This window comes from Myxococcales bacterium (assembly GCA_016706225.1).
In the GTDB taxonomy this organism is placed as follows: Bacteria; Myxococcota_A; Polyangia; order Polyangiales; family Polyangiaceae; genus JADJKB01.
On sequence record JADJKB010000005.1, the window covers coordinates 701,308 to 722,445 of the forward strand.

The following is a 21,138-nucleotide window of genomic DNA, read 5'->3' on the forward strand; positions in this document are numbered from 1 at the left end:
ATGTTCGGATCACCCAGCAACCGACCTGGGAACCGGAATCGTGGCTCACTTCACGACTGTCTTGCAACCGAACGCGACGCTGACCGTGGCCTTGGAGTCTTGTTTGGCCTTGTCACAGGCTGCCTTGCACAAGATGACCTTGGTCGGAGAGCTCGGGTTGTCGTAGTACCAACCGTCGGCGCTGCCGCACGCGGCCTCGTTGTCGACTTTGGGGAACGTCTCCGGCGCGCCGCCGTTTCCGGGGGTGTACTGGACGTTGACCTTGCCGGGATCGATCGTGCCGCCTTCGGGCTTCGGGATCAGATACTCACAGGCGATGGAGCCGCCGCGGATCGCGTTCAGGGCCGCGATGAACTGCTGCGTGACGTTACCGGTCGTGTCGACCAGGAACGCCTTGTTCGTACCGCCGGACTGAGCGATCTTGTCCAGGCTGGTCAGCTCGGTGCCGACGCCGATCACGAAGGTGAGGATCTTCGGGTTGTCGTTCAGCGCAGCCTGAGCGACGGCCGCGACATTGTCGACGGTGCTGCCGCAGTTGTTGGGGATGCCATCGGTAGCGAGCACGATGACTCCGGTGTGCGTCGGGTTCAGTAGCAACCACGCGCTCATTGCGTCCACGGCGCCCTTCATCGCCGGCAAAGTCGGCGTCTGTCCGCCCGGCGCGGTGGCCGCGAGGGACGTCGAAATGGGCTGGGCGTTCCCCGGTAGAGCCGCGATCGGAACCGCTGCGTTCGAGTAGGTACCCACCATGCATTCGGGCGAGCCTGGGAAATAGGCAAGCCCGACGCCGATGCCCGCCGATGCCGTGTCGGCGACGAAGCCGTCGAGCGCGGTCTTCACCGGTCCCCAGCCGCCGTTCGTCAGCATCGAGCCGGAGCGATCGAGCATGATGTAGAGGTCGAGGGGCACCAGATCCGCGGTCTGGCTCTCGGCCGCGCAGCTGCCGGAGTCCCCGCTGAAGCCGCCGCTGCCGCTGTCGAGGTTCAAGCCGCCACCGCTTCCGCCGCCGCCGAAGGAGATCCCTCCCGAGCCGCCGCCGACCCCGGAGTCGGCCGCGCCACCGCCCGCGCCCCCACCGCTGACGGCGCCGGTGCCGGAGCCTGCACTGCCGCCGCCGCTGTCACTTCCGCACGCGGCGGGCAGCGCGCTGAACGCCAGGATGCCCAGGGTCGCGGTGAACACCGAGCCCAACCTCTGCTTCGAATTTTTCATGTGTGAGCCCAAGACTTTCGCGCGTCGCACGACCGCAATCACTCGAGATACTGCGCCAGATCACCGCCGCCGATCTCGTACAAGATCGAGCCACCGGTAGCCCAGAAGTGGTTGAGCGCCCCGAAGCCCATGCCCTCGAGCACCTGGGAGGTGGTGTCGGTGTAGACGAACAGGTTGACCTGAGTCCAACCGGTCGGGTCCTTGCGGTACTGGCCGAGGAAGTCGGACGTCATGTCGGAGACAAAGACGTACTGCTCACCGGTCTTGGGCGAGACGATGACTTCCAGACCATCCATGTGGCCGCCGACGAGGTTCGGGTAGTTGAACTCGGCGACCCACTGTTTCGTCGCCGCGTGGTACGAGTAGACCCGCCGGTTGCCCTCGTTCGACGCGTACCAGAGGCCGTCGGCGTCGCCGAAACCCAGCTGCGAGAAGTACAGGCCGGTCGTTGGAGCGACGACCTGCTTCGTGGCCTTGGTGCCCAGGATGTACTCACTGATCTCCCCGTTGTGGGTCGGCCCGAGGGAATAGATGCGATCCGAAAGGGCGAACAACTCGGCGACGGACCCGCCGCCGAGCGGGACGTTATCCGTCGTCTTGAGGTAGGACTTGAGGAGCTTGAGCGTGCGCTGCTCTTTGGGACCCGTGGCCAGGGGATTGCTGGGGTGTTGATCTGGCTCGAGCTTGCCGTCGCCGTCCGTGTCGAGCAGGGTCACCTGGTAAACGTCCAGATAACTGCTGCGGTTGACGTAGATCTTGTCCTCGTAAGAGTCGACGTCGTAGCCGCCCAAGAACCCGGCGGCCGTGTTGAAGGTGGCGTACTGGTAGTAGGTGCCAGTCGAAGTGGCGGTGCCCACCGTCGGCACGGCCTTGCAGGTGCCGGTGGCCTTGTCACACGCGGTGTTCGCCGTGGGGCTGCAGTTCAAGGCCGGCGACTTCGGCACCCACTTTGCCGGCGGACCGACGTCGCACTGCTGGACCTCGTTGCCGTTGCAGTTGAACTCTCCGGCAACACAGGCGTCCTTGCACACACCCTTGTCACAACCGTACGGACAGGCCGTGCCGTTCTGCCAGGCGCCGTTCGCGTCGCAGGTCTGCGGTGTGGTCAGCTTGCACTTCGTCTCGCCGGGGGTGCACACGCCGGTGCAGGCGCCGGCCGCGCAGGCGAACTGGCACGCAGTGCCGTCGATCCAGTTGCCGCTCGCGTCGCAGGTCTGCGGGGTAAAGCCGCTGCACTGCGTTGCGCCCGGAGCGCACGAGCCCGAGCACGTGCCGGCCAGGCAGGCAAAGGGACAGGGTGAGCCGCTCTTCCAGGCGCCGCTTTCACAGGTCTGTGGTGTATTGCCCACGCACTGCGCAGCGCCTTCGGTGCACGGCCCCGTGCTGGTGCCGCCTGCGCCGCTCGCTCCGCCTGCGCCGCTCGTGCCGCCCGTCGCGGACGTTCCGCCGCCACCGGAGCCGGAGGTCGCGCCCGTGCCGGAGACCGCGCCCGTGCCCGAGCCCGCTGTGCCACCACCGCCGGACCCGCTGCCACAGGCCGCGGCGACCAACGCAACGACAACCGAACCACCAAGGACAGAGAGAGTTGTGTGTTTCATCTTGCGCGCTCCGGCTCAGCTTCGAGCCTCGAGGAGTGTAGACCGTCCTGGCCCTTCCAGCGAGCGATTGGCGGAGCTGCGCTCGGGGGCCAATGTCGCACATCGGCCTACTCACGCGCTCGAGGGTCCGACTCGGCTCACCTCATCCAATTCGCCGACTCGGAGAACGCCGTGTGTCCAAGCGCAACGAGCAGCACGGCCAAGGTGATGGTGGCAAGCGCGCGTGAGGCCCATGCCGGCAGGGGGACTGGCGTGCCGGTCGTGGATCGCCTCAGCAACAGCCAAACGATTCCGAGGGTGAGCGCCCCCGCGCTGATCGTCCAGAGCGAACGCCCGTACCAGTACATGGCAATGCCATCACCCGACGGCGTCGAGCGCCAAGCGTGCTCCAGCGGATAATAGATGGGGCCCGCCGGCGCAAATGCGTGGATGGCGCAGGCGACAAGGATCGACGACGAGCAGGCGAGCGCGACACGGTCTTGTCGGGTCACGTTCAGACGCTCCTCAGTGTGCCAAGGTACCAACCGACGCTGGCGTTGTAGACGAGGACGCCCAACACCACCGACGCCAGACCGAGCACGAGGCGTCGATGGCCGCCCCCGGCACCCGTACCTGACTCCGTGCTGCGGGTCAGCAAGACGATGGTCAGCACGGGAAGCAGCGCCAGCGTGGCCGCGTGTTCCTTGATTTCGAACAGGCCGGTGGCCCAAGGGTGCGCCGCGTCGAGAAAGTCGGCGCGAACGCGCACGCGGAACGTCGGATAGATCGTCGCCCCGAGCAGCCAGGCGGCAGAGTACGCGACGCCGAGCACCAGGCCGTGACGGCGCACGCGCGGATCCGGGCGCCCTTTGGCCATGCGCACGAGCAGGTGCACACACGACGCGACGCTGACGACTGCCGCGAGCAGGTGCAGGAAGTGCAAGAGTCGGGCGTAGGGTTCGAATGCCAGCATGGGATGCGATCGAATCTAGGCGACGGAGCCTCAGGGTGCGGAGCCGATGATCAGCGTCCACATGTGAACGGAGATGCCCGTCGAGTCGGTGACGTATCCCACACCGACACCCTTGCCATACTCACTCATCAGCTTCTTGCACTCGGTCTCGACGTTCATCAGCGTGGCCAGGAACAAACTCGGATTGGATTGGCCTCCGCCAACCTCCGCGGCGACGTATGTTCCGCAGTAGCCCTTCTGGGCCCAGTCGCCGGGACCCACGCCGCCCGGCTCCATGAGGTCGACGTATTTGTTGGTTGCCATGCTCTCGCTGTGAGCGCGGGCGTTGTTGGTCAAGATCTGATTGCGCGGCAACGCTGCGACGGGCGGGGCCGCCGTCGTGCCACACGTGGCTCCGGCCGCGCGTTTTTGGTTGAGGAGGTCGATCAACTGGCACTCGAATCCCTGAGCATTCGCTGGCCAGGCGGTGCCGTCGTTGCCGCAGGTTCCGCCGTTGCCGCCGCCGCAACCCCCGCTGCCGGCGCCGCCGCTGCCGGTGCCCCCCGTCCCGCCCGCCGCGCTGCCGCCGCCACCGCTGGTCGCAGCTCCGCTGCCCGCGGCTCCGCCGGCGTTCGTGCCGCCGCTCGCGCTGCCGGCCGCGCCGCCGCTGGCCGTGCCGCCGCTGCCTTGACCCGCAGCACCGCCGCTCGATTTACCGCCGGCCCCACCGTTCAATCCCTCGTCGGTGGCGCTCGACCCGCACGCCGATGCCGCAAGCGACAGCACGAGCCAGGCAGCCCATTGGGAAAGCTTCAGGTCTTGCACGGGGTTCTTGCTCCGTTCTGGTGGGTGATCCTATCGGGTCGGGCGGCCCGGGGCGAAGGATTCAGGGGGCCCAGATCTGGTGCAGGGGGTCGGCGTGGCATTTCGAGTCGTTACAGGTGGGTTTGTGCTCCTTGTCGCTGGGCATGATCTTCTCACCGAGCTCGGCCCGGATGCGCGACTCCACGCTGAGCCAGTTGATCGGCGGAGTCGTCGCCAAGGGCACGGAGAAGAAACCGTTCGCGTCCGTGCAGGTGTAGATGAACGTGTTGCCGTCGCGGAGGCCGACCTCGATGTTGGCGGCACCCTGTTTGCCGCCCCAGTGCCAGACCACGCCGGCAAAATAGAACTGGGTCGCGGTGCCGGTGGCACCGTGGCAGGTCTGGCACTCGACCTTCGACAGCGACAGGTGCCCCGCCGGAGGAGGCTTGGGTGCTTTGCAAGTCGGGTCGTAGTCCCCCGGCCAGAAGTCGACTGGGCACGCTGGACCGCTCGCGCCGCACCCACCTCCGCCGCCCGTGCCCGAGCTTCCTCCCGTTCCCCCGTTCGTGGTGCTGCCGCCGGTGTTGCCGCCGAATCCGCCCCCGCCACCGAGTGTGCCGCCGCTGCCGCCGAGTGCGCCACCGCCACCGCCGAGTGTGCCCCCACCGCCGCTCTGTGTGCCGCCGCTGCCGCCGCTTGGCCCGCCGCCAGTACCGCCCGTGCCACCGGTGCCCGTGCCCGCGAAGCCCGGTGGCTTTGCGAAGGTAGAGGCGGCGAAACACGCCTTCGCGTCCACTTTCCCTTCGAGCCAGGAGTACAAACAGTGCCTCGCGTTCGACTCTCCGGTCGGGGACCCGAGATCGTCGAGGGCGTTCCCACCTTTGTGGCTCTCGAGCTCCCGGGCTTTGCGCACGAGGCTCAGCCGCTCGGGATTCTTCCCCCCGTCGTGGCTCACCTCGCTCAGGATCTCCGGTTCGAGGGCGAGCACCGACAGGTAGTTCGCGTCGTGCTCTTCCTGCTGGTCCTGGCGACCGCCGGGGAAATCTTCGGGCGAGAGGCGCAGGCCGAACTTGTCGTACAGGCGAAAATTCCGCGCCATCTGCCCGTGGCAGTCGAGGGAACCACAGCGCGCGCCGAGCATGCTGCTGACGCGCATGAACTCTTCCGGGCTCGGGGCGTCGAAGGTCTTGGCGTCGTTCGAGGCCGAGCACGCGACCACCAGACCCAGAAGAAGCGCGCGTCTCACTGGTCCTCCCAGAGAAAGACGCGTCCCGCGCGCTCGGGGCTCGCTGGATCCATGTGACAGGCCGCGCACGATCGCTCCCGGAAGATCGGCGTCTGCATGGCGGTGGTCTCGCCCTGAAACTCGAGCTTCACCCACAGGGGAAAATCGAGCTGCAGATCGCCTTCGCTGAGGAAGAAGTTACCGGCCTCGTTGCTGTAGAGCGCCTGCGTCTTGCCGTGTTTGTCGAACAGTCGCACTTGCACGCCGGACAGCGCGCGGTCCGAGCCGGCGCGGTCATAGACGGTGCCGGCGAGATCGAATTTCGACTCACCGTCCCCGCCCTTGGTGTGACACCAGGTGCACGGCGCACCAGCCCGATGAAATGGCCCCTCTTCGTAGGGCCCCAGATCGGGCCCCAGGGACTCGGCTCTCGCCTTCAACACGGGGTCCTCGCAAGCCGAGAGGTAGAGGCAGAGGGCGGCGAGGGTGAGCAGGCGGTTCACTGAAACCTCAAAGAAAAGCCTGCCACGACCAGCGCGCTCCAGCGATGTTCGATGTAGAGCGTGTCCCGAAAATCCGTGTAGCTGCCGTCGAACTCCAGGCTGACGCTCGCGCGCTCGGGGTCCGTGCCGCCGACGTCGAGCTTTGCACCGGGGCCTGCCGTCAGGGTCCAGAGCGGGCCGAGCTCGCGATCTCCGGTCCGGAGATCGGGCACCGTGACCTGCGCCGCGGAGATCCGACCCACGTAGGCGTGGCGCCAGAACGACACGCCGTCTTGGCCGTGGAACCGCAGGTGCGGCCACACCGACAGCCGCCGGGAAAGGTCGAAGGTCCAGCGCAGATCCGCCGTCGTGGCGCCGAGCCCCCAGCTGTCGAGGTAGACGCGGTCCCAGAGGATCAGCGTCGAGGCGCTGAAGCGATGGGCAAGGCGTGCGCTCGCGGCGTAGCGTTGACGAGTATCCGGCAGGTGTTCGGCGACGCGGCCAGGCAGCCTCAGCTGATTCACACGCTCGACGGAGGCGCCCGCCGGAACCTGATCCACGACGCTTTCGTCGAACAGCGGCAGCCAGCGATAGGGTTTCTCCTGGCGCCCGGAGTCGAACGAGAGATCCACCGTCGGGTTCAGAGTGGTGGCTCGACCGAGCACGATCTCCAGGCCCGCCGACAGCTGGTGGCGATCGAGCCGAAGCGCGTACACGGAGAAGGGTGTGGTGGTCCGCCCAGCGACGTCGTGTTCGTAGGTGTAGCCGGCCGAGAGTGTGACGTTCTTCCGAGCGAAGGCGTAGCGGCCCGAAATTCCGCCGGCCAGCGAGACGTAGTCCGGCTCGACACTCGTGCCGCCGGAGAGGGACAGCCCGAACGGGCCCGGGTCGTAGGAGGCGACCAGTGTGCCGGCGTGGCGCACCTCGTTCCAGCGCGGGCTCGCGGCCGACACGATGTCCACGGACGCGGCCGACACGATGTCGACGAGGTAGCTGCCCTCGACCGCCAGCGCGAGACTCGAGGCCTTGGCGCCTGCCGCGAGCGACGGCGTCAAGACCGCGACGTGGTCGGAGTCGGAATAACCCGCGACCTCCGCGCGGGTCTGCCAGCGCACGTTGCCCGGTTCGGCAGAGGCTAGCGCGGCTTCGAGGACTGCGGCTGCGACGAGCGCGCCTATGCCATGGCGGCGATTCACTGGCCCCGAGAGGCTAGTGTCGTGAATCCGCAATTCGCAACCGAATTGCGGACCGCGCTCCGCGCGGCGCTGCTATCGCAGCGCAGACACTATCTTCCTCGAAAGGGCGCCGCGCGCCCCTCTCGCGCTTCGCGCGATTCACCCCGCGGAATTCGCTCCGCGAATTCGCTAGTGTGCTGAGGTCACATCTTGCCCGATTTGCGGACTCGGCACACTAGCGCACCGAGCTGAAAACGGCACCCTTCGTCGGCCTCACTTCTTCACGGGGTCGCAGCCCCAGCTGACATTCTCGACCTTCCAGCTTTGTTTGCACGTCTCGGCGGACATCGGGACCCCGCGGCTCTCACCGTTCTCGAGACCGAATTGTTCTCGCTTCGTGGTGCGCGACTCGACCTTGCCGTCGTTGTCCGCGCACTGGACGACCCAGCTCACCTTGCACGCGAGCTTCATCTCGCAGTGGCTCTCGATATCGAAGCTGATGCCCTTGTCCAGGTTCCCCTTGCTGAACGACATGCAGCTTTCGGGTCGCGGCGGCCCGCTCTCCTGGGCACTCGCCGTGTTGATGGACAACCCGGGAACGCCGGCGCCCTGGCCGGCTGGAAACGACAGGGCTCCGAATACACCCAGACCCGACAAGATCGATAACGCACGACGGCTCATCGCCTGCTCCTTGAAAAGGGCTCCGTGAGCCCGTGACGCCGCGAGAAGCGGCGGATTGAAGGGAAGGACAGCCGCCGGTCGGCGACAGTTCCAAGAATTTTTCGTGCTCGGGCGAGAGGACCTGGGCGGGGTAGGCTGGTGCAGCTGATTTCCCGACGGGGCGCTGGTTTGTTTCGCCTCGGTACCCTGGGCGCATCCACGAGAGGACGAACATGACCGAGCGCCTTCGCATCGCCACCCTCAACATCTGGAACAAGTCCGGCCCCTGGCCGCTGCGCCGCGAGCTGATCCGCCGCGACCTCGCCGCGCTCTCACCCGACGTGCTCGGCTTGCAGGAGGTGCTCCGTCTGGCGGGTGACGACGCAGGCGCGGTCGGACCGCAGGCGGACCAGGCGGCGGAGCTGGCTCTGGGCCTGGGTTACGAGATCGCGTTCGCCCCGGCCATGAGCTACGGCGGCGGGCTGCTGTTCGGCAATGCCCTCCTCAGTCGTCACCCGCTGCGCGAACAAGCTCATTTTCCGCTGCCCGAGCGCGACGCGCACGAGGCCCGCGTGCTGCTCTACTCTCTGGTCGAGACGCCCCACGGGCTCTTGCCGGTGTTCGTCACCCACCTGAACTGGAAGCTTCACCACGGCAGCATTCGCCTCGCGCAGGTGCGCTTCATCGTCGACAAGATCTTCGAGCTCTGCCCCGTCGATGACGGCCGCTTGCCGCCGGTGCTGATGGGCGACTTCAACGCCGGCCCCGAGGCAGACGAGATCCGCTATCTGTCGGGACACGCCACGATCGAGGGCCGGAGTGTGTACTTCGCCGACGCCTGGGTCCACGCGGGTGACGGGCCTGGATACACTTTCGATCGCCAGAACCGCTTCGCCGCTCTGGCGCACGAACCGCCGCGTCGCATCGACTACATCTTCGTGCGGGGCCCGGACCGCACGTTCCGCGGCGAGCCGCTGTCGACGCGGCTGGCCTTCGCTCAGAGCGAACCCAGCCCCGACGGCGAGCTGTGGCCCAGCGATCACTTCGGCGTCGTGACGGAGCTCGCGGCCAGCGCGAGGCCAGAATAGATGGAGTTTTTGGCCAGACTGCTCGGCACCGAACGGGTGGTCGTCGACGACCTGCCGAGCTTCTGGCGCGCGACCGGGCCCCTCACGCGGGAAGCCGTCGCCATCGACCGTGCGCTCTTGCTCGGCGCAGCGGCGGATCGCCTGGGGTTCGCCTTTGCCGGTGGTTATGCGGCGGCGCTCCGGGGGTTGGTCCCGGAGCTCGGTGAGACTCCCACGTGCCTGTGCGCGACCGAGGCCGGGGGCAACCATCCGCGAGCGATCGAGACGCGGCTCACGGCCGCTTCAACGGGCTTTGTGCTCGACGGACACAAACGCTGGGCCACCCTCGGGTCGCTGGCAGAGCAGGCGCTGTGTGTTGCAAAGCGTGGAGAGCGCGACGGACGCCCCGACCTCGTGCTGGTGCGGGTCTCGCTGCATGCGCCCGGTGTGCTGCTCGAGTCGATGCCGGAGACGGCATTCGTGCCGGAGATCCCTCACGCGAGCTTGCGATTCGAGAAGGTGCAGGTCGGAGCGGACGACGTCCTGCCCGGCGACGGTTACGCCCGGTACCTCAAGCCGTTTCGCACACTGGAGGATCTGCACGTGCACGCGGCGCTGCTCGGTTACTTGCTGGGAGTCGCCCGCCGATATGCCTGGCCCGCCGCCGAGCTCGAGCGCCTGCTGGTGCTGGCGTGCGCGGCCCGCGATCTCGCCCGAGCCGACGCCACTTCGCCGTCGATGCACCTCGCGCTCGGGGGGCTCTTGGAGAGGACCGCCGCGTCGCTCGTGTCCGCCGACGCACTCTGGGCGCAGGTGGATGGGGCCGAAAGTGCGCGTTTCGTCCGGGATCGGCCCCTGCTTGGCGTGGCCGGCAAGGCCCGGGAAGCGCGGCAGAAGCGCGCGCGCGAGTCCCTCGGACTGCTCGACTGACTGGAAATGCTCGACGGCCTGGGTTAGGTGGTGCCGGTCATGAAGCACGTCGTGCCGCACGGCTTGGGATTCGACACGGCCAAGAAGGTCGCTGAAGCCGCCCTGGTGTCTTACAAGGAGCGCTTCGCGCAGTACAACCCGAACGGGCGCTGGCTGACCGAGAAGAAGGCCGAGATCACCTTCCGTGTGAAGGGGATCTCACTCGCCGGTGCGCTCGAGGTCAACGAGCGGGACATCCAGATGGATCTCGAGGTGCCGTTCATGCTGCGCCCTTTCAAGGGCAAGGCCATCGGGCTGATCGAAGAAGAGATCAAGAAGTGGATCGAGAAGGCCAAGCGCGGCGAGATCTGAAGTCCGCCACGACGCTCAGCTCGACAGAAGATCGATGCCGGCGGCCGGACGTCGGACCCGAGCGACGCCGGTGCGCTCGAGATGCGCGAGCACCTGCAACACGGCTGCCTCGTCCCACGCGTCACCGATGACCTGCACCCCGATTGGCAGGCCGTTCGAGTCCATGCCGACTGGCGCCGTGCCGGCGGGGCAACCGGTGAGGTTGCCGAGGAAAGCAAAGCGGCAGGCCGCGTCGAGTGCCGCCGGGTCGACGAAGCCGTCTTGCAGGTCTCGGTCTTCGATCACGGGCGCGGTCGTCGCCGTGGTGGGGAGCATCATGACGTCGACGTTGGCGAGGATCGCGGCCACCTCCCGCCGAAGCTCGGTTCGCAGTCGCTGCCCGTCCAGGTAGTCGTCGGCTTGAAAGGTCTCCAGGTTCGAGAGCAGCAGCTGCAGATCCAGCCCGAGCTCGTCCATGTGCTCTCGGCGGACGTCGGCCAGGTTGGTGAAGAACTCGAGCCCGATGCTCAGGTATCCAATTGGAGCCGCGTGTTTGGCCAGCCGAATCCCGATCGGTACCAGCGTGGCGCCTTCGCGTTCGAGCGCGGACAGGGCCTCGCGGCATTGGGCTTGCACCTCCGGGCTCGCGCTTGCCCATTCGTCGTCGTCGACGCCGATGCGCAGGCCCCGCACTCCGCGGCCGATGGCGTCCAACAACTCGCCGCGATCGAGCGGGGGTTGACCCACCGAAGATGGATCTCGATCGTCGGCACCGCTCGCGTTCTCGAGAAACACTGCCAGGTCGTGGGTCGAGGCGCCGATGGGCCCGAGGTGGACGACGCTGGAGCCGCCCGCCACGCCGTGACCGACCACGGGCACGCGCCCAAAGGTCGGCTTGATGCCGAAGACGCCGTTGTACGCGGCCGGGATGCGAATCGACCCGCCGCCGTCGGCCCCGAGCGCCACGGGCACCACACCCGTCGCCACAGCAACGCCGGAGCCGCTGGAGCTGCCTCCGGGCAAACGCCCGCTCTGATGGGCGTTACGCGGCATCACGCGATGTACGTTCCCGCCGAGCGGCGACATGCCGTACTCGGTCATGGGCGTCGTGCCGAGGATCACTGCTCCAGCTTCGCGCAGGCGACGCACCGGCACGGAGTCCTCGGTCGCCGGATTGCGCGGCAAAAAACCCGTACCGACCCGGGTTGGCAGGCCGAAGACGTTCACCTCTTCCTTGATCGCGATGGGGATGCCTTCGAGCCGGCTGCGCGGCTTGCCTTGCCCGAGCAGCTCGGCGCTCCGCCGGGCGCTCTCCAGCGCTCGTTCGTCGTTGCGATCGAGCAGCGGCCCGAGGCTCGGGGTTAGCTTGGCGAGGCGGGTCGCGGCAGCCAGCGCGCGGCGCGTCAGCTCCTCGGGGTTCGTGCGGCCGGACCCGAAGGCGCGAACGTAGCCGTCGATGGTGCGGGGCCAGTCGCCGACGGTCGGTACGCCGAGTCCCGCGGAAGGCCGGCGGTGGTCACAGCGTGCGATGACCGGCGCCCCGCTGAAGGGCTGATCGCCGCGGGCCTCGGCGCCCAGCGTGCGCAGCGCGTTGATCCCCAGCTGCCCGCGCAGCACCTGTGCGGTCGCCAGCTTCGCCGGTGTGTTGCGGACCAACTTCACCAACGCGCGAAGTGCACGACCCCTGATGCGGCCTGGCGGTAGCTCGAACATGCGGCGATGTTAGGCCAACCCGCCGGGGCCCGCGAGGGTGGTCGCGCCTGCTCGACGGGCACACAGAAACATTTCCGCCGACCCGGACTTGCACCTGTTCTCCCAGGCGGCCCCGGACTTTGCGGCGGAAACCGCGCCGTCTTTGCGCGGGCTTGCCATGCCCCTGACCCTAGCTTGCTGGTTTCTCTCTGGCGAGTTGACTATCTTCATCCGGATATGGGCGCGGATGACGTCTTCGGCATCGTCGGTACGACGCAAGCAGGCGCGTACCAGGTGGAAGAGGTCGTCGCCGAAGGTGGCTTCGCGGTGGTGTACCGGGCGTACCACAGCGCGTTCCGTGCGCAGGTCGCGCTGAAATGCCTCAAGGTTCCGGACTCTCTCGGGACGCAGCACTACCAGGAATTCCTGGAGCGCTTTCGCGAGGAAGGGGAGCTGTTGTTTCGCTTGTCGAGCTCCACTCCGGCGGTCGTGCGCCCACTGCACGTCGGCACGCTGGAAGGTACGGATCGCTTCGTGCCGTTCATTGCGCTCGAGTGGCTGGACGGCCGAACGCTCGACGGCCTCATCGAAGACCGCAATCGCCGCTTCGAACCGCCGCTGAGCCTCAAGGAAGTATTACGCCTGCTCACGCCCGTTGCGCGCGCACTCGACCGCGCTCACCACTTTCCGGGAGAGAACGGCGAGGTCTGCATCCTGCACCGGGACATGAAACCCGAGAACGTCTTCATCTCGGAATTGCACGGCGAGCGGTCCGCCAAGATCCTCGACTTCGGGATCGGCAAAGTGAAGAGCGTCGCCACACAGATGGTCGGCCATCAGTCGACTCAGGGGGACGGCATCGTCGCGTTCACCCCTGCGTTCGGCACGCCAGAGCAGTGGCTGCCGAAGCGCTTTGGTCAGACGGGCCCGTGGACCGATGTCTTCGGGTTGGCGCTGACGGTGCTCAACGCGTTGACGGGCAGATTTTCGTTCGAGGGAGATCAGGCCGCGTTGCTCGGGTCTACCATCGATCCCGGGAGGCGCCCGACGCCGCGGGCCGAGGGGGTCGACGTTCCGGACGAGGTGGAGCGGGTGTTTGCCAAGGCGGTCGCGGTCGACCCGCGGGACCGTTATCAGGACGTGGGTGAGTTTTGGACCGACTTGCACCGCGCTGCTGGGGTACGGGAGGGCGCCGCGTCCATCGTGCCCCCGGCTCCAGGACCGTTTGGCGCGCAGCCGCTGCTCGTTTCGGTGAGGCCCGATCCAATGGCGATGACGCGGCCCGCAGGCGTGGGCGTGCTCGACCCCGGGCTCGCTGCCGAGCCGGCGCGGAAGGCGGAGGTCCCCGATCTGGAGCTCGGGATCCGGGCGCCGAGGCAGGCACCCGCCGCGCGTGCCGCGGCGCCCAGCGCGCCGGCAAAGATCACTCTCGCGCGTGACAGTTCCGGCGGCGCGGTCTCGTCCGCGGGCTTCGGTGGTGGGTACCTCGAGGACCCGGACGAGATCGGTCCCCCCGATCGCATGGCCGCGGCGCCGCAGTCGTTGGGGCTGGGCGGGCCCATGGACGGCATTGGCCTGTCGCCTCGCTCTGCACCGATCCGCTCCGGGCCCGCGCGTTATGGCGCGAACGATCCCATGCCGGGCGCGAGCACCGAGCGGCTCAAGGAGCGCTTGCGTGGTCCGGTGCAACTGGTGGGCGTCGGCATTCTGATCATGGCTGCGGATTTCGCCTACTCGCAGTACTCCGGTGAGCTCTTCGCCGTCGGACCGGTGCGACCGCTGTGGGTGGCAGGCCCGCTGGTCGTCGCCGGCATCTTGCTGGCAGTCTCCCGGATCGCGCAGCAAGCCCGCTGAGACCGCGCGCGCGGGCGAAGCCCGCTCAGGCGTCGCGGTTCTTTTCGTCCAGGCGTCGCAGCCCCTCGAGGATCACCATCTCGGGGCTGGCCCTGATCGTACTTTCCGTCGGCATGAACGCCGGGTCGAGCGCGAAGCTGCCTTCGGAGAACGTGAGCATCTCGTACACGGCCTCCTCCCCCGCCAGTTGGTCGAGCGTGGCGTGCACCATGCGTCCCTCGTGAAAGTGGAGCTGACCTTCGCGCCCCGACGACTTCACGCTGACCTTGCCGCTCTTGCGTCCGTGATGGAGGATCTGCATCAGATCGGGGAGCGCGAGATCTTTGAGGGAACCCGCCACGCCGGCGGCCACGCTGTCCGAGCTGTTCTTGCGCGGCGCGGCCTGGAGGCGCCGCAGTTTTCCGGCCAGCACGTCGCCGGTCGTGGGTTTCACCACGTAGTCCTGGGCGCCCAGGCTGAACGCGCGATCGACCGCCGCGGCGTCGGAGTTCTTGGCGACGAACAGGAAGGGCACGTTCTTGGTGGCTTCCGCCCGACGCAGCCGCGCCAATAGATCGAAGCCGTCGAACGGCTGGAGCTCGACCTCGGACAGCACGTGGCGGACGTTGCCCGTCTCGGCGAACTTCAGCGCCTGATCGGCCGAGCGCGTGACCTTCACGTCGAAGCCCTGCGCGACCAGCCTGAGCTCGAGAATCGTGGCCTCTTCCGCGTCCGGTTCGACGATCAAGACCAGTGGGTTGTCGTCGCTGAGGCGTCGCCTCAGGTCTTCACCCACGACGAGCTGCGAGAGCAACTCGACCAAGTCGGGGTCGAACAAGGTGCCGGCGTGTTCGTCGAGGACCTTGTGGGACTCCTCGTGAGACAGCTCTTTGCGGTACAGGTTGCGTGGGTTCAGCGTCAGGTCCGAGTACGAGTCACACAGCGCGAGCACTCGGGCGCCGAGAGGAATGGACTTGCCCGACGTGCGCCCGGGAAAACCCGTGCCGTCGAAGCGCTCGTACATCGAGCTCACGGCGGAGGTGGCCTCGATCGGGAATCCCACGCTGTCGACCAAGCGCTGCGGTGTGTACACCAGCTTGAGCGCGGCCCGCCGGTGCGTGTCGTACTGCGCGACGTTGAGCGGGGTCAGGTGGTACGAGACGGGTTTGCCCAGGTCGTGGAGGTTCGCGGCGATCACGGCGTGGGTCTGGACGGCCTCGTCGAGGCCCATGCGCTCCATCATCATCTTCGACAGCCGCGCCACCGACGCCGAGTGCCCTCGAAACTCGTCCCGGGTGTTCTCGTTCAACGTGACCAGGACGTTGAGAAGCTCGGCCAGGTCGCGGAGACGTCGGTCTCGCGGTTCGGACATCGGCGCGGGGAATCCCGACGGAGAGAAGCGGGAGGGCGGCGCCTGGCTCGTCGACCTGCCCGTCGGGTGAGGTACCGCCGGCGGTTCGCGGGTGGTCTCTCTCGCTGGCGGTCCGTCGGGAACCGGCACGTAGTGGTGCGAGACAGGCGGGGGCTCCCGGGGTTGCGGCGGGTACTTCACCACCGGTTCCGGCGCTCGAGGGTGTTGCGGACTCGTCGGGTGTGCGGAAGCAGGCGCTTGGCCGGTACGCCGGTCCGACACACGAAAGGACTCCGGCGCCTGGGGCGCGCCGAGCTCCAGCATCGGGGGCGGCGGCGGGACGTCCCGCGGAAACGGGTCTCGCACCGGCGCGGCAGCAGCCGGCACCGGCGTCACGAAGTACTCCGGTCGGGGCGTCGTTTCGCGCGCCGGCTCAGGGTGCCCGATGCCGCCTGGCCGCGTCTCGGTCACACGCTGCGGCGGGGGCGCTTCTTCGAAAGCGTTGCCGAGCATGTAGGACTCGGCCAGGAGCGTTCCGAACGGATTGGTCTCGCCGCGATACCACTTTGCTATCGCGGCCTTCACCGCCGCTGGACGCGCGATGTAGGGTTTCACTTCTCGAACCCGGATGGCGATCGAGAGCTCCTTCTTGTATTCGGGATTGCCGGCGTCCGGCGACACGATGCTCAGCGTGTCGGTCTCGGGCTCGTAGCGAACCGGAAACGCGAGCAATTTATCGGCGGTGCGCTCCGGCAAGAGCCGCAGCGCCTGCTCCGTGACCTGGAGGCGCGACAGCTTCGCCGTTGAAACGAACTGCGTGCGGCAGCGCTCCGCGGCGAAGCGCAGCAGGCGGTCTTCGTCGATTGCGCCGATGCGGAGCAGCGCTTCTTCCATGCGCTCGTTGTAGAGCTGCATCGCCTGCACTGTGGCGGAGAGCTGCGCGGCCGTGATCAGGCCTTCGGCTCGCAAGCGTTCTCCAACCCAGGTGGGCGTCCACATTCCGCCCATTTTTCAGGCCGCAGGGCCTCGACGTCAATTACGCCGGCGCCTTCTTGGAGCTTGCCCGCCAGCGAGGAGCCACGGCGCGCGCAAAATTTGTCCTTCGGGCGGCTCCCGTGGCAACGCTCGTTTATCACGAGAAGGCTCGCAAGGTGCCCTGCCCGGGTGCCGGGGGACGGGCCAGGTGTCCGGTTGACGACGGCGGGCGGTCCGCAGGTCTCGGCGGGGGACCGCCCTTGGCACGGAGAGGAACGCGAGTCATGAAGGTCACGACGGACGAGCTCGAGCGGCCCACGGAATGGCTGCGGCACCTGGCGGAGAACCGAGCCCTGTATCGGCAGCTCCTCGACGGTGCGGGTGGCCTTGCCATCGCCGCCTATCGGCTGGCTCGCGCCCGCTGCCGCGTACAGCCGGTCCCGAGTGTGATTCCGACCACCGCCGAGCTGCGCGTCGCCGCGAACGAGATTGCTCGTTACGTCGGCATGCGCTTCACGCTCAGCACCCGGCAGCTCACCCAGGACTGTGAGCACGCCGGGCTCCCGGTGATCGCCCCGATCAGCGCCTCGGCAGCCTGACGCGTCAGGTGCCGCCGTCGCCGCACTTCGCCGGCTTCGTGAGCCCTGAAGCGACCGTCACCGGCGCCTTGACGGGTTTCCACTCGAACGCGAACGCAAAGCTCTCGGCCTCGCAAGGCGTGCCAGGGGTCTTCAGGGTGGGGCCCGTGCCGAGATCGCGCGCGGGCAACACGTAGCTATCCATCAAGATCTTCTGGAGCGGAACCACGCAGTTCGTGAGCTCCAGGGCGATGGGTCGAAAGTTCTTCTCCAGCTCGCTGGTCCCAATCGCTACCGACAGCTGTGAGCTCTCGGCCTGGTCATGCTGCGGCGTGAGCTCGAGTGTGAACGTGGTGGTGACCGTGTCGACGATGGTCAAGCGGTCGAACGCAAAGAGCGGCACCACGCGCGGGGACTCCCCGAGGTCACCGCTGACCCAGACGTTCTTCGAGAGGTAGCCCGTCTCGAACACGAACAGGGGTTTCTCGATCAGGGAGGACGGCAAGCCCGCCTCGCTCGCCGCGTCGCCTGCGCCTGCGTCACTCGCGCTCGCGTCACTCGCACCTGCGTCACCGGTACCCGCGTCACCGACGCCGGACGTGTCGACCGACGCCACATCGACGACGAACTGATCGGAGCCGTTCCAGCTGGGCGGCTTGGTCAGGGTCGGATCCCGCGGCACGGTCACGTACAACGAGCCCCTGACGTAGGGATCGTCGGGACCGTCTGCGAGGTCGTCGAGGCGTAGCAGGTAGGTGGCGGTCTCGCCCGTCAAAAGACCCGCATGCAGCTCGGGCTCGAAGCTGAATGGGACGACCTGGATCCCGACAGCAAGCAGGCGCCCGGCTGCGTTGTCGCGGCAGTCGTCACCGTCTTCGAGGGAATCCGGCGGGGCGTATTTGGGTTGTACGCAGGTCGACGACGTATTGCTCTTGGAGATCTCCGCGGTGGTGCACTCACCGTCGACGTTGTGGCCGATGCGCCGCCACGCGGTGCTGTCGGGTTTCTTGGTCACCGGGTCGTAGGTTCCGAGAAAAATCGTCTTGGCGGCGAACCAACGCGTGGCACCACCGCCCGGGGTGGTCGGCCCGGGCGGTCGTTTGGGCGGCACGGCGTCGGAGCCCTTGGGGCCGGCGCCGCCGGCGTCGCCGCTGCTGCCCGCCGCACCGCCCGTACCCGCCGCGCCACCGCTGCCGGGTTTCGGGTCGAGCTGTTTGTCCTCGAGGCCGATCACCGCCTGGCACGCACTGGCGAGTGCGAGCGCGCCCAGGACGAGCGCGGCGGAGCGAGGAAGGCTCACCATCTACCGGACATCAGGATACCGGAAGAGCGCGTCCCGATCGAAGGAACCACCCGAACCCTCGCGCTTTTGCCGGGAGCTTCGGGGCTCGCGCGCTCGGGTGCGGAGGTCACGAAGAAAAACGTGCCGACGGCGAGGCCCACCAGCCCGACGCCAAAACCGATGTTCGACACCACCGCGGCATCTCCGGCTTGCTCGTTCAGCTCGAGGCCGCTGGCGTCGCACAAGCTGCCGTTGCAGTGCTTCTCCGCTGCGTTCTTCTTCGAGAGCGCCCGAAATCCGAAGTAGCTGCCTACGCCCAGGCCGACCAGGCCGACACCGCCCGCGACGTACGCAACGATGCGTCCGGTCTTGGTGCCGTCGGGTTTCTTCTCGAGAGGCCGAGCGGGCTCGGCACTGACTGCGGGCTTCGGAGGCAGCTTCTCGAGCTTGGGCACGACCAGGGTCTTCTGCTCGGCCGAGCCCACCTTCAGCGTGGTGTGCCACGACTTGTAACCCTCGGCGGTCGCCGCGATCTCGACCTCGACGTCCGGGTCGACCGGGACAGCGGTGCCCCAGGCGCCGACTCCCAGGGGCTCGCCCCCACGCTGGATCGACAGCCCTGGCACGCGTGCGTCCGCCGGCACTTCGATGGTCAGGCGTGCGAGTTTCTTCTCGAGCTGCCTCAGCTCGCGCTCTGCCAGACGGATCCGATCGCTGCGTTTGGCCTTCTTGGCGAGGTCGATGGCCTCCTGGAACTCGACCCACGCGCTGGCAGAGCGGCCCTCGCGCGCGTGACACACCGCCAGGTTGAGCAGCGTGCCCCCTTGTGGATCGAGTCGTTGGCTCTCTTCCAGCTTGCGGCAGGCGTCCCGGAATTGTTTCTTCGCGAAGAGCTTCTTGGCGTCTCGAAATAACGCTTCGGCGGCTGCGCGATCCGAAGGTGACGGATCCGCGTGGGCGCGGACGGGCAAGAGGACGATCAGCGCGAGAACGATGCCGCGGCCCAGCCACGAGCCGCGCGCGCTCAGAGAAGCTCTTCGCTTGCTGGTGCTACCTGGAGTCGAACGCATCAGTACCGATCGGAGAGCGGGTTCGGGCTCGTGCGCGGAGCGGTCTTCGGACTGGGGCGCTCGGGCTGGGGCGCCGAGCTACTCGGGGCGGGAGGCGCAACGCTCGCCCGCGGAGTGATGCTCGGGACTGGCTCCGGCGCACGCGCAGCGGGCCTCGTCGGAGACTCCGCAGGCACTCCGACGGCCGGATCGAGCTCGATGGCAGACTCGGGCGCGACGGGAGTCGGGCGCAGGCGCGCGACGACGATCAGCGCGGTGGCAACCGCCGCGAACAGAACCAGTCCAACGCCCGCGCCGACCACGAGGCCGCGGCGAGTTGCAAAACGCTTCTGCTGCGTCGTGCCCCAAGCGCTGGCCGTGCTGCGCACGGCGGCGTATGGCCCCGAGACCGCCGAGCTGCCCGGCGCAGTCACCCGGGATCTTGCGCTCGCGATGGCAAGGATTCGATCGATGTGGGCGCGCGACGCCGGGGCCGCGAACGGCGCCAGCTCCAGAGCCAGGTCTTGCACCGTCTGAGGGCGGTTCTCGGCGCGCTTGGCCAGGCAGCGCACGATCACGCGTTCGATCTCCGGCGGTACGTCCGGGCGCAAGATCGAGGGCGCCACCGGTTCGTCGCTGACGATCATTGCTGCCAGCGCCGGCAGCGACTCCGCCATGAACGGCGGCTTGCCGGTCACGATCTCGTAGAGCACGACACCCAGCGACCAGATGTCGGTGCGGTGATCCACACTCTTCGAGCTGCGCACCTGCTCGGGCGACATGTGTGTCGGTGTGCCGAATACGTCGCTCGTGCCGGTCAGGCTGGGTGTGTGCTCCTGTTCCAGCCACTCCGCCTTCGAAATTCCGAAGTCGAGCACCTTCACGTGCCCCCGCTGCCCGGGGTTCTCCAGCACCATGATGTTCTCGGGTTTCAGATCCCGATGCACGATGCCAATGGCGTGGCAGTGCGCGACAGCAACCATCGCCTGCAGCAGGTAGTCCAGTCCCTCTTGCAGGGGCAGCGCGCCGCGGTGATTGATCATCGTTGCGAGCGGTGCCCCGACCACGAACTCCATCACCAGGAAAGGCAGCCCGCTGTCGGCGCGGCCAACCTCGAACACCTTGACCACGTGATCGCTGTCGATGGCGCTCGCGGCCCGCGCCTCACGCAGGAATCGCTCCACCCCGAGTGCGCTCCTGGCGGCCCGCGGGGGCAGCAGCTTGATTGCGACTCGGCGCCCGAGCTCCGCCTGGATTGCGCTGACGACGGCGGCCATGCCGCCGCTCCCGAGCAGCCCCTCGACCTGGTAGCGGCCGGCGATCACCGTGCCCGGCGCGGGAACCCAGGTATCGGAGTCCTCCGATTCGGGTGAGAGGTCGGCGCGCCGAGGCATCGGCGGGATTTTAGCTGGATCCCGAGCCGCGGGCCGTGAATATCGCGATCTGCGTCGCGCTCAGGAGCCGGCAGCCAGATAGGACAGGTGCGCCTCGCCGCCCTCCGCGTCCCCGCTGGTGTCCAAGTCGACGACCAGATCGGCGCGTTCCGGGCGGCAAGATGAGCCTTCGCCGGTCTCACACCAGTAGTACGAGAGCTTCAGGTGAGCCGGGCCGGTTGCCCCGTCTGCCACGTCGATGGGAATGCGCAGCGGGAGCTTGGCTGGGTCGAGTTTTCCGTTGATGCGCAGGGGAAAGCCCAGATGTTCGCCGCGTCCCTCGACGCTCAGGGGGCCGCCCGCAGTGAGTTTTCCGTGCTTCGGCGGCTCCAGGGACAATACGAGCGTGCCGCGGCCTGGGCCGAGCTGCCCGATGGCCCGAACGTGCCTCGGCGGTGACGGAGCAGGCGCGCTCGTTGCGCTCGCTGCCAGTGCTGCGACCCCGTCTGAGCTCGGCCGGCGGTTGCAGCCGACGAGCCCCAAGGCAACGAGGAGGACGGGTACGAGCTGTCTTGGAGACATGAAGGGTAT

General features: G+C 67.7%; 20 protein-coding genes. 5 read left to right on the plus strand and 15 right to left on the minus strand.

Features of this window, described 5'->3' with window-relative positions; translation table 11 throughout:
• Positions 1 to 45: 45 nt before the first annotated feature.
• The 9 genes from IPI67_10850 to IPI67_10890 form a co-directional block, all read right to left on the minus strand.
• Positions 46 to 1,212, minus strand: a complete 1,167-nt coding sequence (locus IPI67_10850) for a VWA domain-containing protein (protein MBK7580692.1) — start codon at positions 1,210 to 1,212, stop codon at positions 46 to 48.
• A gap of 38 nt (positions 1,213 to 1,250) precedes the next feature.
• Entirely contained in the window at positions 1,251 to 2,810 is a 1,560-nt protein-coding gene (locus tag IPI67_10855; GenBank protein MBK7580693.1) for a hypothetical protein, read from the minus strand.
• Positions 2,811 to 2,947: 137 nt separating this feature from the next.
• Positions 2,948 to 3,301, minus strand: a complete 354-nt coding sequence (locus tag IPI67_10860; protein MBK7580694.1) for a hypothetical protein — start codon at positions 3,299 to 3,301, stop codon at positions 2,948 to 2,950.
• Positions 3,302 to 3,303: 2 nt separating this feature from the next.
• Entirely contained in the window at positions 3,304 to 3,762 is a 459-nt protein-coding gene (locus tag IPI67_10865; protein MBK7580695.1) for a hypothetical protein, read from the minus strand.
• A 30-nt stretch (positions 3,763 to 3,792) separates the two neighbouring features.
• The gene (locus IPI67_10870) at positions 3,793 to 4,566 is read right to left on the minus strand and encodes a hypothetical protein (GenBank protein ID MBK7580696.1); all 774 of its coding nucleotides are present in this window, start codon (positions 4,564 to 4,566) and stop codon (positions 3,793 to 3,795) included.
• Positions 4,567 to 4,627: 61 nt separating this feature from the next.
• Positions 4,628 to 5,791, minus strand: coding sequence for a hypothetical protein (locus tag IPI67_10875; protein MBK7580697.1), 1,164 nt, complete (start codon positions 5,789 to 5,791; stop codon positions 4,628 to 4,630).
• Entirely contained in the window at positions 5,788 to 6,273 is a 486-nt protein-coding gene (locus IPI67_10880; protein MBK7580698.1) for a hypothetical protein, read from the minus strand. The genes IPI67_10875 and IPI67_10880 overlap by 4 nt, the downstream gene beginning before the upstream one ends.
• A complete protein-coding gene (locus tag IPI67_10885) occupies positions 6,270 to 7,448 on the minus strand; it encodes a DUF3570 domain-containing protein (protein ID MBK7580699.1) in 1,179 nt (392 codons plus the stop codon). The genes IPI67_10880 and IPI67_10885 overlap by 4 nt, the downstream gene beginning before the upstream one ends.
• A gap of 252 nt (positions 7,449 to 7,700) precedes the next feature.
• On the minus strand, positions 7,701 to 8,108 hold the full coding sequence (locus tag IPI67_10890) for a hypothetical protein (GenBank protein MBK7580700.1): 408 nt from the start codon (positions 8,106 to 8,108) through the stop codon (positions 7,701 to 7,703).
• Positions 8,109 to 8,338: 230 nt separating this feature from the next.
• On the opposite strand from IPI67_10890, the gene IPI67_10895 reads away from it, so the two are divergent.
• Genes IPI67_10895 through IPI67_10905 form a run of 3 tightly spaced genes read left to right on the plus strand, consistent with a single transcriptional unit; the run spans position 8,339 to position 10,435 of the window.
• Complete coding sequence (locus tag IPI67_10895) at positions 8,339 to 9,175, plus strand: endonuclease/exonuclease/phosphatase family protein (protein MBK7580701.1); 837 nt, start codon at positions 8,339 to 8,341, stop codon at positions 9,173 to 9,175.
• Positions 9,176 to 10,084 carry an acyl-CoA dehydrogenase family protein gene (locus IPI67_10900; protein MBK7580702.1) on the plus strand — a complete coding sequence of 303 codons (909 nt, stop codon included), beginning with the start codon at positions 9,176 to 9,178 and terminating at the stop codon, positions 10,082 to 10,084. It begins immediately after the preceding gene.
• A 39-nt stretch (positions 10,085 to 10,123) separates the two neighbouring features.
• Positions 10,124 to 10,435 (plus strand): polyhydroxyalkanoic acid system family protein, encoded by a 312-nt coding sequence (locus tag IPI67_10905; GenBank protein ID MBK7580703.1) that lies wholly within the window; start codon positions 10,124 to 10,126, stop codon positions 10,433 to 10,435.
• 15 nt (positions 10,436 to 10,450) lie between these two features.
• On the opposite strand, the gene IPI67_10910 is transcribed toward IPI67_10905, so the two are convergent.
• Positions 10,451 to 12,127 carry an amidase gene (locus IPI67_10910; protein MBK7580704.1) on the minus strand — a complete coding sequence of 559 codons (1,677 nt, stop codon included), beginning with the start codon at positions 12,125 to 12,127 and terminating at the stop codon, positions 10,451 to 10,453.
• Positions 12,128 to 12,343: 216 nt separating this feature from the next.
• On the opposite strand from IPI67_10910, the gene IPI67_10915 reads away from it, so the two are divergent.
• Positions 12,344 to 13,960, plus strand: coding sequence for a serine/threonine protein kinase (locus tag IPI67_10915; protein MBK7580705.1), 1,617 nt, complete (start codon positions 12,344 to 12,346; stop codon positions 13,958 to 13,960).
• Between the two features lie 25 nt (positions 13,961 to 13,985).
• Here the strand turns inward: IPI67_10915 and IPI67_10920 are convergent, their stop codons facing one another.
• Positions 13,986 to 16,289 carry a DUF4388 domain-containing protein gene (locus tag IPI67_10920; protein MBK7580706.1) on the minus strand — a complete coding sequence of 768 codons (2,304 nt, stop codon included), beginning with the start codon at positions 16,287 to 16,289 and terminating at the stop codon, positions 13,986 to 13,988.
• A 260-nt stretch (positions 16,290 to 16,549) separates the two neighbouring features.
• On the opposite strand from IPI67_10920, the gene IPI67_10925 reads away from it, so the two are divergent.
• The gene (locus IPI67_10925) at positions 16,550 to 16,864 is read left to right on the plus strand and encodes a hypothetical protein (protein ID MBK7580707.1); all 315 of its coding nucleotides are present in this window, start codon (positions 16,550 to 16,552) and stop codon (positions 16,862 to 16,864) included.
• Positions 16,865 to 16,868: 4 nt separating this feature from the next.
• On the opposite strand, the gene IPI67_10930 is transcribed toward IPI67_10925, so the two are convergent.
• From IPI67_10930 to IPI67_10945, 4 genes are read right to left on the minus strand one after another with little or no spacing between them, the layout of a single operon-like run.
• Entirely contained in the window at positions 16,869 to 18,146 is a 1,278-nt protein-coding gene (locus IPI67_10930; protein ID MBK7580708.1) for a hypothetical protein, read from the minus strand.
• Positions 18,140 to 19,195 carry a hypothetical protein gene (locus IPI67_10935; GenBank protein MBK7580709.1) on the minus strand — a complete coding sequence of 352 codons (1,056 nt, stop codon included), beginning with the start codon at positions 19,193 to 19,195 and terminating at the stop codon, positions 18,140 to 18,142. The genes IPI67_10930 and IPI67_10935 overlap by 7 nt, the downstream gene beginning before the upstream one ends.
• The gene (locus IPI67_10940; protein MBK7580710.1) at positions 19,195 to 20,568 is read right to left on the minus strand and encodes a serine/threonine protein kinase; all 1,374 of its coding nucleotides are present in this window, start codon (positions 20,566 to 20,568) and stop codon (positions 19,195 to 19,197) included. Before IPI67_10940 ends, IPI67_10935 begins: the two co-directional genes overlap by 1 nt.
• Before the next feature lie 60 nt (positions 20,569 to 20,628).
• A complete protein-coding gene (locus IPI67_10945; GenBank protein ID MBK7580711.1) occupies positions 20,629 to 21,129 on the minus strand; it encodes a hypothetical protein in 501 nt (166 codons plus the stop codon).
• Between the last annotated feature and the right edge of the window lie 9 nt (positions 21,130 to 21,138).

Excerpts from the sequence above, each read along its gene's own strand:
- IPI67_10850 (MBK7580692.1), bottom strand. The coding sequence starts at position 1,212 with ATGAAAAATTCGAAGCAGAGGTTGGGCTCGGTGTTCACCGCGACCCTG.
- IPI67_10855 (MBK7580693.1), bottom strand. The coding sequence starts at position 2,810 with ATGAAACACACAACTCTCTCTGTCCTTGGTGGTTCGGTTGTCGTTGCG.
- IPI67_10865 (MBK7580695.1), bottom strand. The coding sequence starts at position 3,762 with ATGCTGGCATTCGAACCCTACGCCCGACTCTTGCACTTCCTGCACCTG.
- IPI67_10890 (MBK7580700.1), bottom strand. The coding sequence starts at position 8,108 with ATGAGCCGTCGTGCGTTATCGATCTTGTCGGGTCTGGGTGTATTCGGA.
- IPI67_10900 (MBK7580702.1), top strand. The coding sequence starts at position 9,176 with ATGGAGTTTTTGGCCAGACTGCTCGGCACCGAACGGGTGGTCGTCGAC.
- IPI67_10905 (MBK7580703.1), top strand. The coding sequence starts at position 10,124 with ATGAAGCACGTCGTGCCGCACGGCTTGGGATTCGACACGGCCAAGAAG.
- IPI67_10910 (MBK7580704.1), bottom strand. The coding sequence starts at position 12,127 with ATGTTCGAGCTACCGCCAGGCCGCATCAGGGGTCGTGCACTTCGCGCG.
- IPI67_10915 (MBK7580705.1), top strand. The coding sequence starts at position 12,344 with ATGGGCGCGGATGACGTCTTCGGCATCGTCGGTACGACGCAAGCAGGC.
- IPI67_10920 (MBK7580706.1), bottom strand. The coding sequence starts at position 16,289 with ATGTGGACGCCCACCTGGGTTGGAGAACGCTTGCGAGCCGAAGGCCTG.
- IPI67_10925 (MBK7580707.1), top strand. The coding sequence starts at position 16,550 with ATGAAGGTCACGACGGACGAGCTCGAGCGGCCCACGGAATGGCTGCGG.
- IPI67_10930 (MBK7580708.1), bottom strand. The coding sequence starts at position 18,146 with ATGGTGAGCCTTCCTCGCTCCGCCGCGCTCGTCCTGGGCGCGCTCGCA.
- IPI67_10935 (MBK7580709.1), bottom strand. The coding sequence starts at position 19,195 with ATGCGTTCGACTCCAGGTAGCACCAGCAAGCGAAGAGCTTCTCTGAGC.
- IPI67_10940 (MBK7580710.1), bottom strand. The coding sequence starts at position 20,568 with ATGCCTCGGCGCGCCGACCTCTCACCCGAATCGGAGGACTCCGATACC.
- IPI67_10945 (MBK7580711.1), bottom strand. The coding sequence starts at position 21,129 with ATGTCTCCAAGACAGCTCGTACCCGTCCTCCTCGTTGCCTTGGGGCTC.